The sequence below is a fragment of the Cupriavidus sp. 05T42 genome (assembly GCF_056396345.1).
Genome location: NZ_JBFTLH010000023.1, coordinates 16,476 through 28,951, shown reverse-complemented (window position 1 = coordinate 28,951; position 12,476 = coordinate 16,476). Strand labels below are relative to the sequence as shown.

At 65.9% G+C, this 12,476-nt stretch carries 10 protein-coding genes; 6 read left to right on the top strand and 4 right to left on the bottom strand.

Annotated features, from left to right (window positions below):
• The first annotated feature begins 105 nt into the window (after positions 1-105).
• The 6 genes from AC1EJR_RS23640 to dut all read left to right on the top strand — a co-directional run bounded on the left by AC1EJR_RS23640 (position 106) and on the right by dut (position 7,490).
• Positions 106-1,104 carry a bifunctional riboflavin kinase/FAD synthetase gene (locus AC1EJR_RS23640; protein ID WP_477113649.1) on the top strand — a complete coding sequence of 333 codons (999 nt, stop codon included), beginning with the start codon at positions 106-108 and terminating at the stop codon, positions 1,102-1,104.
• 113 nt (positions 1,105-1,217) lie between these two features.
• Positions 1,218-4,097 (top strand): isoleucine--tRNA ligase, encoded by a 2,880-nt coding sequence (gene ileS / locus AC1EJR_RS23635; RefSeq protein WP_477147633.1) that lies wholly within the window; start codon positions 1,218-1,220, stop codon positions 4,095-4,097.
• Positions 4,097-4,639, top strand: coding sequence for a signal peptidase II (gene lspA / locus AC1EJR_RS23630; RefSeq protein ID WP_092300975.1), 543 nt, complete (start codon positions 4,097-4,099; stop codon positions 4,637-4,639). The genes ileS and lspA overlap by 1 nt, the downstream gene beginning before the upstream one ends.
• Before the next feature lie 22 nt (positions 4,640-4,661).
• The gene (coaBC, locus tag AC1EJR_RS23625) at positions 4,662-5,861 is read left to right on the top strand and encodes a bifunctional phosphopantothenoylcysteine decarboxylase/phosphopantothenate--cysteine ligase CoaBC (RefSeq protein WP_441643881.1); all 1,200 of its coding nucleotides are present in this window, start codon (positions 4,662-4,664) and stop codon (positions 5,859-5,861) included.
• Between the two features lie 12 nt (positions 5,862-5,873).
• Positions 5,874-6,908: an LLM class flavin-dependent oxidoreductase gene (locus AC1EJR_RS23620; protein WP_477110298.1), complete on the top strand. Its 1,035-nt coding sequence runs from the start codon at positions 5,874-5,876 to the stop codon at positions 6,906-6,908.
• 84 nt (positions 6,909-6,992) lie between these two features.
• A complete protein-coding gene (dut, locus tag AC1EJR_RS23615; RefSeq protein ID WP_454757327.1) occupies positions 6,993-7,490 on the top strand; it encodes a dUTP diphosphatase in 498 nt (165 codons plus the stop codon).
• 22 nt (positions 7,491-7,512) lie between these two features.
• Here the strand turns inward: dut and AC1EJR_RS23610 are convergent, their stop codons facing one another.
• From AC1EJR_RS23610 to clpS, 4 genes are all read right to left on the bottom strand, one after another.
• Positions 7,513-8,358 carry a VOC family protein gene (locus AC1EJR_RS23610; RefSeq protein WP_477147632.1) on the bottom strand — a complete coding sequence of 282 codons (846 nt, stop codon included), beginning with the start codon at positions 8,356-8,358 and terminating at the stop codon, positions 7,513-7,515.
• A gap of 3 nt (positions 8,359-8,361) precedes the next feature.
• The gene (locus AC1EJR_RS23605; RefSeq protein WP_092300991.1) at positions 8,362-9,369 is read right to left on the bottom strand and encodes a tripartite tricarboxylate transporter substrate binding protein; all 1,008 of its coding nucleotides are present in this window, start codon (positions 9,367-9,369) and stop codon (positions 8,362-8,364) included.
• Between the two features lie 184 nt (positions 9,370-9,553).
• Positions 9,554-11,851, bottom strand: a complete 2,298-nt coding sequence (gene clpA / locus AC1EJR_RS23600; protein WP_477147631.1) for an ATP-dependent Clp protease ATP-binding subunit ClpA — start codon at positions 11,849-11,851, stop codon at positions 9,554-9,556.
• Complete coding sequence (gene clpS / locus AC1EJR_RS23595) at positions 11,848-12,174, bottom strand: ATP-dependent Clp protease adapter ClpS (protein WP_008644942.1); 327 nt, start codon at positions 12,172-12,174, stop codon at positions 11,848-11,850. Before clpS ends, clpA begins: the two co-directional genes overlap by 4 nt.
• Positions 12,175-12,476: the final 302 nt, after the last annotated feature.

Below are 12,476 nucleotides of genomic sequence, written 5' to 3'. Positions count from 1 at the left end.
GCAAGGCGCCGCCCTGCCCGCCCCGGTCCGCCCCCAAAGCGGGGCAAGCCGCCCCATTCGCCTTATAATGCCCCCTTTCCCCAAAACGCTTAGTCCGCCGTCCTCGTGAAAGTCTTCCGCGGCCTGCCCAACGCCGAAAGCCGGGCGCCCTGCGCGCTCACCATCGGCAATTTCGACGGTGTGCATCGCGGCCACCAGTCGTTGCTCGCGCGCGCGCGCGCCGCCGCGGATGCCCGCGGCCTGCCGCTCTGTGTAATGACGTTCGAGCCGCATCCGCGCGAATTCTTCACACCCGAGCGCGCGCCCACGCGCATCGCGCTGTTGCGCGACAAGCTCGACGCCCTGCGCCGCAACGGGGTGGACCGCGTGGTGGTGGAGCACTTCAACGCCCATTTCGCCGCCCAGTCTCCGCAAGCCTTCGTCGAGAACGTGCTCTGGCACGGGCTGCACGCGCGCTGGGTGCTGGTGGGCGATGATTTCCGCTTCGGCGCCCGCCGCGCCGGCGACTTTGCCTATCTTGAGGAAGCGGGCCGCCAGTTCGGCTTCGACGTCGAACAAATGGGCTCCGTCTCCGAAGGCGGCATCCGCATCTCCAGCTCGGCCGTGCGCCAGGCGCTGGCCGACGGCGACCTCGAACACGCCCGACGCCTGCTGGGCCATGGCTACGCCATCAGCGGCCACGTGATCCACGGCCGCAAGCTCGGCGGCGACCTCGGTTTCCCGACGCTGAACCTCAAGATCTCGCACAAGCGGCCCGCCGTGAACGGCATCTTCGTGGTGCAGGTGCACGGGCTGGCCGATCATCCGCTGCCCGGCGTGGCCAGCATCGGCGTGCGCCCCACCGTCGAGGATGCCGGCCGCGTGCTGCTGGAAGTGCATCTGTTCGACTTCAACGAGAACCTTTACGGCAAGCTGGTCCGCGTGGAATTCATGAAGAAGCTGCGCGATGAAGCGCGCTTCGACACGCTCGAGGCCCTGACGGCGGCCATCGCCCAGGACACCCTCGACGCCCGCGCCTTCTTCGGCCTGGCCGCCCCCGGCGGCACCGAGGCCGGCCCGGGCCGGCGCGACTTCGCCACCTCCGCCACCGACCGAATTAGCTAGCGGCCGGCCGCTGCCGAAGGTGCAGCAGCCGGGACCCGCCCCGCCATACCCCATGACCAGCGCGCCGGCCATTCCACCCGCCGCGCCCCACTGAATTGCCCCGAGAATCGAACATGTCCGACGAGAAACGCGCCAAGCCCGAGAAAAGCAAGTATCCGGTGAACCTGCTGGATACCCCCTTCCCCATGCGTGGCGACCTGCCCAAGCGCGAGCCGCAATGGGTGAAGCAGTGGCAGGACAAGCAGCTCTACAAGAAGATTCGCGCCGCGCGTAAGGGCGCGAAGAAGTTCGTGCTGCACGATGGCCCCCCGTATGCCAACGGCGACATCCACATTGGCCACGCCGTGAACAAGGTCCTCAAGGACATGATCATCAAGGCGCGCGGGCTGACAGGGCTGGACGCCGTGTATGTGCCGGGCTGGGACTGCCACGGCATGCCGATCGAGATCCAGATCGAGAAGAAATTCGGCAAGGGCCTGCCGGTGCAGGAAGTGCAGGCCAAGGCCCGCGCCTACGCCACCGAACAGATCGCCCGCCAGAAGGTGGACTTCGAGCGCCTGGGCGTGCTGGGCGACTGGGACCACCCCTACCTGACCATGAACTTCAGCAACGAAGCCGATGAGCTGCGTGCGCTGGGCAAGATCATGGAGAAGGGTTACGTGTTCCGCGGCCTGAAGCCCGTGAACTGGTGTTTCGACTGCGGTTCGGCGCTGGCCGAAGCTGAGGTCGAGTACAAGGACAAGACCGACCTGTCGATCGACGTGGGCTTCCCGTTCGCGGAAGTCGACAAGCTCGCGCGCGCCTTCCACGTGCCGGTGGCGCAGCTCGAAGGCAAGCCCGGCTGGGTGGTGATCTGGACCACCACGCCGTGGACCATCCCGAGCAACCAGGCGCTGAACATGCACCCGGAAGTGGAATACGCGCTGGTGGACACGCCGCGCGGCTTCCTGATCCTGGCCAAGGACCGCGTCGAGGAACAGCTCAAGACCTACGCGCTGGAAGGCAGCGTGGTGGCCACCGCGCGCGGCGACGCGCTGTCGGAAATCCGCTTCCACCACCCGCTGGCCAAGATCGATGCCGGCTACGCGCGCACCTCGCCGGTCTACCTCGGCGACTACGTGACCACCGATACCGGTACCGGCATCGTCCACTCGGCGCCGGCCTATGGCGTGGAAGACTTCCAGTCGTGCAAGGCGCACGGCATGCCCGACGCGGACATCATCAGCCCGGTGATGGGCGATGGCGTCTACGCCAGCACGCTGCCGCTGTTCGGCGGGCTGTCGATCTGGGCCGCGAACCCCAAGATCGTGGAGGTGCTGCGCGAGTCTGGAAACCTGTTCAACTCGCATAAGTACGAGCACAGCTACATGCACTGCTGGCGTCACAAGACGCCGATCATCTACCGCGCCACCTCGCAGTGGTTCGCGGGGATGGACGTGAACCCGGTCGACAACGGCCCCACGCTGCGCGCAACCGCGCTGGCCGGCATCGAGGCCACCGAGTTCTTCCCAGCCTGGGGCAAGCAGCGGCTGCACAATATGATCGCCAACCGTCCGGACTGGACGCTCTCGCGCCAGCGCCAATGGGGCGTGCCGATGGCGTTCTTCGTCCACAAGGAAACGGGCGCCCTGCATCCGCGCACGCCGGAGCTGCTGGAGCAGATCGCCCAGCGCGTGGAGCAGCACGGCATCGAGGCCTGGCAGGCGCTCGATCCGAAGGAATTGCTAAGCGATGAGGCCGCCGTCTACGAGAAGAACCGCGACACGCTCGACGTCTGGTTCGACTCCGGCACCACGCACTGGACCGTGATCCGTGGCTCGCACCGTGACGACCTCTACGATCCGTCCGCCGATACCCCCGATGGCCGTCTGGCAGACCTGTACCTCGAAGGCTCGGACCAGCACCGCGGCTGGTTCCACTCGTCGCTGCTGACCGCCTCGATGCTGTACGGCAAGCCGCCCTACAAGGCGCTGCTGACCCACGGCTTCACCGTGGACGGCGAAGGTCGCAAGATGTCCAAATCGGTCGGCAACACCGTGTCGCCGCAGGACATCTCCAATAAGATGGGTGCCGAGATCATCCGCCTGTGGGTGGCTTCCACGGACTACTCCGGCGAACTGTCGATCTCGGACGAAATCCTGAAGCGCGTGGTGGAAGGCTATCGCCGGATTCGTAATACGCTGCGATTCCTGCTGTCGAACCTGACCGACTACGATCACGCCAAGCATGCGCTGCCGGCCTCGGAATGGCTCGAGATCGACCGCTACGCCGTGGCCCTGACGGACCGCCTGCAGAAKGAAGTGCTGTCGCACTACCAGGCGTACGAGTTCCACCCGGTGGTGGCCAAGCTCCAGACCTTCTGCTCGGAAGACCTGGGCGGCTTCTACCTGGACGTGCTCAAGGACCGCCTGTACACCACGGCGCCCGACTCGCAGGCCCGCCGCGCCGCCCAGAACGCGCTGTATCACATCACCCAGGCCATGCTGCACTGGATGGCGCCGTTCCTGTCGTTCACGGCCGAGGAAGCATGGCAGATCTTCGCCCACGGCACCGAGCACACGGACACCATCTTCACGAGCACGTACTACGCGGTGCCCGCCGTCGACAACGCCGACGATCTCCTGCAAAAGTGGCACGAAATCCGCGCCGTGCGCGCGGAAGTGACCAAGCAGCTGGAGTCGGTGCGTGTGGAAGGCGAGATCGGCTCGTCGCTGCAGGCCGAAGTCACGATCGCGGCCGGCGGCCCGGTGCTGGAGGCCCTGCAAAGCCTGCACGACGACCTGCGCTTCGTGCTGCTGACCTCTGCGGCCAAGGTCACGGCCGCGCCGGAAGGCGGCGACCTGCTCGTCACAGTCACGCCGTCGGCGCACGCAAAGTGCGAGCGTTGCTGGCATTACCGCGCCGATGTGGGCCATAACCCCGAACATCCGACCCTTTGCGGCCGCTGCGACAGCAACCTGTTCGGCGCCGGTGAACACAGGAGCCACGCCTGATGGCATCGTCCTCCACCCGATCGACGCGCGCCACGCCGGCCCGCAAAACCTCCAAGAGCCGTGGCAGTGCCAACGTCACGCCGTGGCTCTGGATGGCCTTCGCGCTGCTGGTGGTCCTGATCGACCAGTTCTTCAAGATCTTGATCACGCGGTCGTTCCAGTACGGCGAGTCGCGCCCGGTCACGCGCTTCTTCAACCTCGTGCTGGTCTATAACAAGGGCGCGGCGTTCAGCTTCCTGGCCGATGCCGGCGGCTGGCAGCGCTGGTTCTTCACGCTGCTGGGCGTGGTGGTGGGCGGGTTCATCGTCTGGCTGCTGTACCGCCATACGGGACAGAAGCTGTTCTGCCTGGCGGTGTCCCTGATCCTGGGCGGCGCCATCGGCAACGTCGTGGATCGCGTGCTGTACGGCCATGTGATCGACTTCCTCGACTTCCACTGGCGCAACATGCATTTCCCGGCGTTCAACGTGGCCGATTGCGCCATCACGGTCGGCGCGGTGCTGCTGATTCTGGACGAACTGCGACGCGTTCGTCGTCACTGACTGGAACCCTGAGAGCCTACCCATGGATCTGCGAGGCAAGCACATCGTCCTTGGCCTGACCGGCGGCATCGCCTGCTACAAGTCGGCCGAGCTGGTCCGCCTGCTGACCAAGGCCGGGGCCACCGTGCAGGTGGCGATGACCGAGGCGGCAACGCACTTCATCACGCCCGTGACCATGCAGGCGCTCTCGGGGCGACCCGTGTTCCTGTCGCAGTGGGACGCGCGCATCGATAACAACATGGCCCACATCGACCTCTCGCGCGAGGCCGATGCCATCCTGATCGCCCCAGCCTCCACCGATTTCCTGGCCAAGGTGGCCAACGGCCTGTGCGACGATCTGCTGACAACGCTCTGCATCGCGCGTGAATGCCCGCTACTGGTGGCGCCGGCGATGAACCGCCAGATGTGGGCCGCCGCGCCCACGCAGCGCAACGCCGCGCAACTGCGCGCGGACGGCGTGGCGATCCTCGGCCCGGGCACCGGCGACCAGGCGTGCGGCGAGATTGGCGACGGTCGGATGCTGGAACCGGCGGAGATCGTCGAGGATCTCGTCGCCTTCTTCCAGCCCAAGCCGCTCGCCGGCAAGCGCGTGCTGATCACGGCTGGGCCGACTTTCGAGGCGATCGATCCTGTGCGCGGCATCACCAACCTGTCGTCGGGCAAGATGGGCTTCTCGATTGCCCGCGCCGCTCGCGAGGCCGGCGCCGATGTCCTGCTCGTGGCCGGCCCCACCGCGCTGGACACGCCGCGCGGCGTGGTGCGCACCGACGTGCGCAGCGCCCAGCAGATGCACGACACGGTGATGGCGCAGTTGCGTGATGTCGACGTCTTCGTCGCCGTGGCAGCGGTGGCCGACTGGCGCCCCGCCGAGGTCTCCCGGCAGAAGATCAAGAAGGCCAACGACACCGACACGCCAACGCTGCAGTTCATCCAGAATCCGGACATCCTGGCCGCCGTGGCCGCGCGCGCCGATGCGCCCTATTGCGTGGGGTTCGCCGCCGAAAGCGAGAACCTGGAGCAGTACGGCGAGCAGAAGCGCCAGCGCAAGGGCGTGCCGCTGCTGGTGGGCAACATCGGCCACCACACCTTCGGTATGGACGACAACGAGATCGTGCTGTTCGATGCGGGCGGCATGACCCGGCTGCCGCGCGCGGACAAGCTCTCGCTCGCACGCGACCTCGTGGCCGCCATCGGCCAACGCCTGCCGCGCAAACCCGTCTGAGCCTTCGTAAGCATGACTGCTGTGAATCGTCCCAAATTGCGCCTGTCCGTGCTCGACCAGAGCCCGGTGATTGCCGGCCACAGCGCGCGCGACGCGCTGGCCGCCACCGTCGAACTGGCCCAACTCGCCGACGACCTCGGCTACACCCGCTACTGGTGCGCCGAGCACCATGGCCTGCAGGGCGTGTGCAACCCGGCGCCCGAGGTCATGCTGGCGCGGCTCGGCAGTGTGACAAACCGTATCCGGCTCGGCTCGGGCGGCGTGATGCTGCCCTACTACAGCCCCTTCAAGGTGGCCGAGCAGTTCCGCATGCTCGAAGGCCTGTTCCCGAACCGGATCGATCTGGGCGTGGGCCGCGCGCCCGGCGGCGACATGCGCACGGCGCAGGCCGTGTCCATGGGCCAGTACAACCGGGGCGACCAGTTTCCCCAGCAGGTGCAGGACCTGGCCTGGCTGCTGCGCGGCGAGGTGCCGCCCGGCCACGTGGCCGAAGGCGTGCTGCTGCAGCCGGCCATCGACACCCGGCCCGAACTCTGGGTGCTCGGCTCAAGCGATTTCGGCGGCGCGCTGGCCGCCAAGCTCGGCCTCCGCTTTGCCTTCGCCCACTTCATCAATGCCCATGGCGGGCACGCCGTGGCGCAGCAGTACCGGGCCGGCTTCGAACCCGGCTATGAGGATGCCCCCTACAGCGCGGCGGCGGTCTTCGTGATCTGCGCCGATACCGAGGCGGAAGCGGCAGAACTGGAGCGCGCCGTGGACATCCGCCGCCTGCAGATGGCGTATGGCGTCAACGCGCCGATCCCCTCGCTGGCCCAGGCGGCCGATTTCACGCCGAGCGAGCGCGATCGCATGATCATCGAGCGCGAACGTCCGCGCACCATCTGCGGCACGCCCGAGGTGGTGGCCGAGCGCATGCTGGCGCTGCGCGAGCGCTTCGCGGCCGATGAGCTGGTGGTGCTGAGCGTGACGGCTTCGTACGCGGCGCGGCTGCGCACCTACCAGTTGCTCGCCGAGGCGTTCGACCTCTCCGGCGCGTCGGCCGGCTGAGCCGCGCACGCGCGGTATCATCCCATCCCGCCTTCTTCAGATACTTTCCTGGCTCTTTCCTGAGCCAACTACCCGGATTTGCACATGACCGCACCCCTGAACCCCGCCGTTGAAATCAAGGTCCTGGACACCCGCCTCAATGACTGGGGCCTGCCGGCCTACCAGAGCGACATGGCCGCCGCCATCGACCTGCATGCTTGCGTGGACGGCCCGGTCAGCATCGCCCCCGGCACCGCCGCGCAACTGGTGCCGGCCGGCATCGCCGTGCACATGGGCAATCCGTACATGGCCGCCACCATCGTGCCGCGTTCGGGCCTGGGACATAAGAAAGGTCTCGTGCTCGGCAATTCGATTGGGGTGATCGACGCCGATTACCAAGGCCAAATCATGGTGAGTGTGTGGAATCGCAATGCGCCCGGCACCGAGCCGATCGTGATCCAGCCCGGCGAGCGCATCGCCCAGATGATGTTCGTGCCGGTGCTGCGGCCCGTATTCACGACCGTGACCGAGTTCTCGGCGGACACCGCCCGCGGCGCGGGCGGCTTCGGCTCGACCGGCGTGCATCACGCCAAGGCCGGCTGAGCGCCGAACCTGTAAGGCTCGATCAGGCCTGCGCGAAGATCAGCGCCACGCCGTTGGCGCTGGCCGCCGGGATCAGTGTGGCCTGCGGGCCAAGGTCCACGGTGGCAATCGACTGCGTGCCCCAGTAAGTGCGCGCTTTCGCCAGATCCGAGGTCCTGAGCCGGATCGCGGCATAGCCCGTCGATTCGGCGGTGATTTGTAGCGTACCCGTCACCTCGGCGAGCGCGTCGGCCGTCGAGATAACCAGTTCGGCGCCATCCACCGCGATGCGCGCGACGCGATCATCGGCGGCAATCAGCTTGCCGGCCGTGATCTCCACATAGGCGGCAGCCGCCGCCCCCACCTGCCCCGCTTCCACAACCAAGTAGGCTGCCTCGATGGCGGTGGCGCCGTTTGCGTGCGCCAGCCATTCCGGACGCCACAGCAGCTCGGGCGTGCGGTGCTCGCAGACGAAGTAACGCGCGCCGGGGGCCTCGTCGAGAGCCGTCACGCGGAAGGTGGCCGGATGCTCCGAACCATCGTCCAGCMGCACCGGCCGAGAGAATTCGATCGGATCGGATGTCTTGTAGCCCGCCGCACGCAGTCGTGCCGCCGTGGCAAACGCATCGCGACTCTTGCAGGACATCGCCGCGCAACCGTCGCCGCGCTGCTGGGCGTCCCAGTAATACTGGCGGCTCGGGCTCGGCGCGGTCACGTGGAGCAGCTCGAGATAATCGCGCGCCAGCATGATGCAGTGGTTCTGCGAACCAAGCGTGTGATAGCCGCGCGGGGTCAATGTGAAGCCGAGTGCACGCCAATTGGCGGCGGCGGCATCAAGATCGCCGCAGACCACCACGGCGTGATCGAACGGTTCGGAGACAGCCGTCATCGCTTATTCGAACTGGATATTGGCCTTGCGGGCCACGGCCTGCCATTTGTCGTGCTCGTGCCGCACCAGGTTGCCGAGGTCCGCCGGCGTACCCACGGCGATCTCGAACCCCTGTGCCGACAGCGCCTCGACCACCTTGGGCTGACGGATCGATTCCGCCAACGCGTCGTGCAGTCGCATCACCGTGGCGGGCTGCATGCCGGCCGGGCCGAACACGCCGATCCACGAATAGGCCTCGAAGCCCTTGAAGCCCTGCTCGGCCACGGTCGGCACCTGCGGCAACTGGCGGATGCGGCTCGTGCCAGTCACGCCAAGCACCTTGATGGTCTTGGCCGCGACGTGCGCCTGCACTGCCGCGAAGCTGCTGAAGAACACGTCCACCTCGCCCGCCAGCACGGCCTGCACGGCAGGGCCGCCGCCCTTGTAGGGCACGTGGAGGAACTGCACGCCCGCCTCGGTGGCCAGCGCCTCGGCGGCAAGCTGATTCAGGCTGCCGATGCCCGACGAGGCGTAGCGGATGCCGCCCGGCTTGGCCTTGGCCAGCTCGATCAATTCCTTGACGTTCGATGCACCCACGCCCGGGTTCGCGGCAATGACCAGCGGAAAACGCACCAACTGGGTAATCGGCGTGAAGTCTTTGAAGGTGTCGTACGGGAGGTTCTTGTACGCAAATGGGTTGATCGCGTGCGTATCGAACGCCATCAGCAGCGTCGTGCCGTCCGGCTTGGCGCGCGCCACGGTGCTGCTGGCGATCAGGCCGCCCGCGCCGGGCTTGTTGTCGACCACGACGGTCTGGCCGAGGCCAGTCTTCAGCCCCGGTTGCAGCTGGCGCGCGACGATGTCCACGCTGCCACCCGGTGGGAACGGCAACACCATCGCAATCGGCCGGTTGCCGATACCGGTGTCGGCATGGGTCACGGCAGCGAAGGACGCCAGGGACGCGGGCATGGCCCCCATCGGCAGCGTCTTAAGCAGCAGGCGGCGGAGCCGCGCGCGTTCGGGAGAAGACATCGATAACTCAGGCTGGGCGGTCAACCGACCGCGTACAAAAAAGAAAGGGCGGCACGCCGCCACCCTCCATTTTGCCCGATGATCGCCCACGTTGCTGGCGCGGGCATCGTTGATCGCCCAGAAATGGAACAATCCAGGAACAAACGGGCCGGCACTGAGGCCGGCCCGCAACGCCTCGTCAGGTTCAGGCCTCGGCGCGCTGTTCGCTTTCCGGTGCCTCCGGCGGTTCCGGATCGGCCTCGGAGAACGTCAGCTTGATCTGATCGCCCTCGTCCAGGTCCACGACCACCTTGCCGCCGGTCACCAGCTTGCCGAACAGCAGTTCGTCGGCAAGTGCCTTGCGGATCATGTCCTGGATCAGGCGCTGCATCGGCCGCGCACCCATCAGCGGATCGAAGCCCTTCTTGGCCAGGAACTTGCGCAGGGTCTCGGTGAAGCTCGCTTCCACCTTCTTCTCGTGCAACTGCTCTTCCAGTTGCATCAGGAACTTGTCCACCACGCGCAGGATGATTTCCTCATCCAGCGAACGGAAGCTGATGGTCGCGTCCAGGCGGTTGCGGAACTCCGGCGTGAACATACGCTTGATGTCCGCCATTTCGTCGCCCTGCTCGCGCGCGCTCGTGAAGCCGATCGTGGCGCGGTTCATGGTCTCCGCCCCCGCGTTCGTGGTCATGATGATGATCACGTTGCGGAAGTCAGCGCGCCGGCCGTTGTTATCGGTCAGCGCCCCATGGTCCATCACCTGCAGCAGGATATTGAAAATATCCGGATGCGCCTTTTCGATCTCATCGAGCAGCAGCACGCAGTGCGGCTTCTTCGTCACCGCCTCGGTCAGCAAACCACCCTGATCGAAGCCGACATAGCCCGGAGGCGCACCGATCAGGCGGCTGACCGCGTGGCGCTCCATGTATTCGGACATGTCGAAGCGGAGCAACTCGATGCCMATGATGAAGGCGAGCTGCTTGGCGACTTCGGTCTTGCCGACACCGGTCGGGCCCGAGAACAGGAACGAGCCGATCGGCTTGTCCGTCTTGCCCAGGCCAGCCCGCGACATCTTGATGGCCGACGACAGCGCCTCGATGGCCGGGTCTTGCCCGAACACCACCGACTTCAGGTCGCGATCCAGCGTCTGCAGCTTGCTGCGATCGTCCTGGTTCACGCTCTGCGGCGGGATCCGCGCGATGCGCGAGACGATGTCCTCGATCTCGCCCTTGCCAATGGTCTTCTTCTGCTTCGACTTCGGCAGGATGCGCTGCGCAGCACCTGCCTCATCGATCACATCAATGGCCTTGTCCGGCAGATGACGGTCGGTGATGAAGCGCGCCGACAGTTCGGCTGCAGCAGTCAGTGCCGCGGCGGCGTACTTGACGCCGTGGTGCTCCTCGAACCGCGACTTCAGGCCACGCAGGATCTGCACGGTCTGGTCTACCGAGGGCTCGACCACGTCGATCTTCTGGAAACGACGCGATAAGGCCGCATCTTTCTCGAAAATGCCGCGATATTCGGTGAACGTGGTCGCACCGACGCACTTGAGCGCCCCAGACGACAGCGCCGGCTTGAGCAGGTTGCTGGCGTCCAGCGTGCCGCCCGAGGCGGCGCCTGCGCCGATCAGCGTGTGGATTTCGTCGATGAACAGGATCGCGTTCGGATTGTCCTTGAGCGACTTCAGCACGCCCTTCAGGCGTTGTTCGAAATCGCCCCGATACTTGGTGCCGGCCAGCAGCGCGCCCATGTCGAGCGAGTACACCACAGCCTTTTCCAGGATGTCGGGCACCTCGTTCTTGGTGATGCGCCACGCCAGACCCTCGGCGATGGCGGTCTTGCCCACGCCAGCCTCGCCCACCAGCAGCGGGTTGTTCTTGCGTCGGCGGCACAGCACCTGCACCACGCGCTCCACCTCGGAATCCCGGCCAATCAGTGGATCGATCTTGCCGGCCTTGGCCAGGGCGTTCAKGTTCTGGGTGTACTGCTCGAGCGGACTTTCCTTGCCGTCGCCACCCTCGCCCTCGGCATTACCCTCGCCGTGCTTGGCCGGCTCGGACTGGTCCTTGCGGATGCCGTGGCTGATGAAATTGACGACATCGAGGCGCGTCACTCCCTGCTGTTGCAGGTAGTAGACCGCATGTGAGTCCTTTTCGCCGAAGATAGCCACCAGAACATTGGCGCCAGTGACTTCCTTCTTGCCGTTGGACGTGGACTGCACGTGCATGATGGCGCGCTGGATCACCCGCTGGAAGCCCAGCGTGGGTTGCGTGTCCACCTCGTCCGACCCCGGTACGACTGGGGTGTTATCGGCAATGAAGTTCTTCAGGCTGGTGCGCAAGTCCTCGATATTGGCTGCGCACGCGCGCAGCACTTCGGCTGCCGTCGGGTTGTCGAGCAACGCCAGCAGCAGGTGTTCCACGGTAATGAACTCGTGGCGCGCCTGGCGGGCTTCGACAAAAGCCATGTGCAGGCTTACTTCCAATTCTTGCGCAATCATGCTTCCTCCATCACGCACTGCAACGGGTGGCCCGCCTGCCGCGCATGGGTTGATACAAGCTCGACCTTGGTCGCCGCGATATCCCGCGTGTAGATACCGCAAACGCCCTTGCCTTCCCGGTGGACGGTGAGCATGATCTGCGTCGCCGTTTCCCGGTCCCTGCTGAAATACTGCTGCAGGATCATCACGACGAACTCCATCGGTGTGTAGTCGTCGTTGAGCAGGACCACCTTGTACATCGCCGGGGGTTTGAGCTGTTGCTCCTTCCGTTCGATGACGGTGCCTGTCTCGCGTTGTGGGGTATTCGCCAGCCGTGTCGCCATGGCTTTATTCTAACCCTTACTCACAAGTCTGCAATTTGGGGAAATGGCCACGTATTCAAGGGCCACACCTTCGGAAAGTTCCAACGTGTCCGAACGCACGGAAATGCCGCAAACGACTTACGCCGCACGTCCGTGGTGCACKGCGCGCCCGGCCTTCGGGCAGGCTGCACGCCTGTCGCAAAGGTACCATTCCGCGCCGTTTCAATCCCGCCACACCCTACGCCGAGTGGGGAATCTGCCAGCTTGACAGTATGGTGGTTTKCCAGAAAAATCGGTCGCACATCCAGGCCCGACCGGCGAGC

Coding starts and splice junctions, on each gene's coding strand:
- dut (WP_454757327.1), top strand. CDS start 6,993: ATGACCGCACCCCTGAACCCCGCCGTTGAAATCAAGGTCCTGGACACC.
- lspA (WP_092300975.1), top strand. CDS start 4,097: ATGGCATCGTCCTCCACCCGATCGACGCGCGCCACGCCGGCCCGCAAA.
- AC1EJR_RS23605 (WP_092300991.1), bottom strand. CDS start 9,369: ATGTCTTCTCCCGAACGCGCGCGGCTCCGCCGCCTGCTGCTTAAGACG.
- coaBC (WP_441643881.1), top strand. CDS start 4,662: ATGGATCTGCGAGGCAAGCACATCGTCCTTGGCCTGACCGGCGGCATC.
- AC1EJR_RS23620 (WP_477110298.1), top strand. CDS start 5,874: ATGACTGCTGTGAATCGTCCCAAATTGCGCCTGTCCGTGCTCGACCAG.
- clpS (WP_008644942.1), bottom strand. CDS start 12,174: ATGGCGACACGGCTGGCGAATACCCCACAACGCGAGACAGGCACCGTC.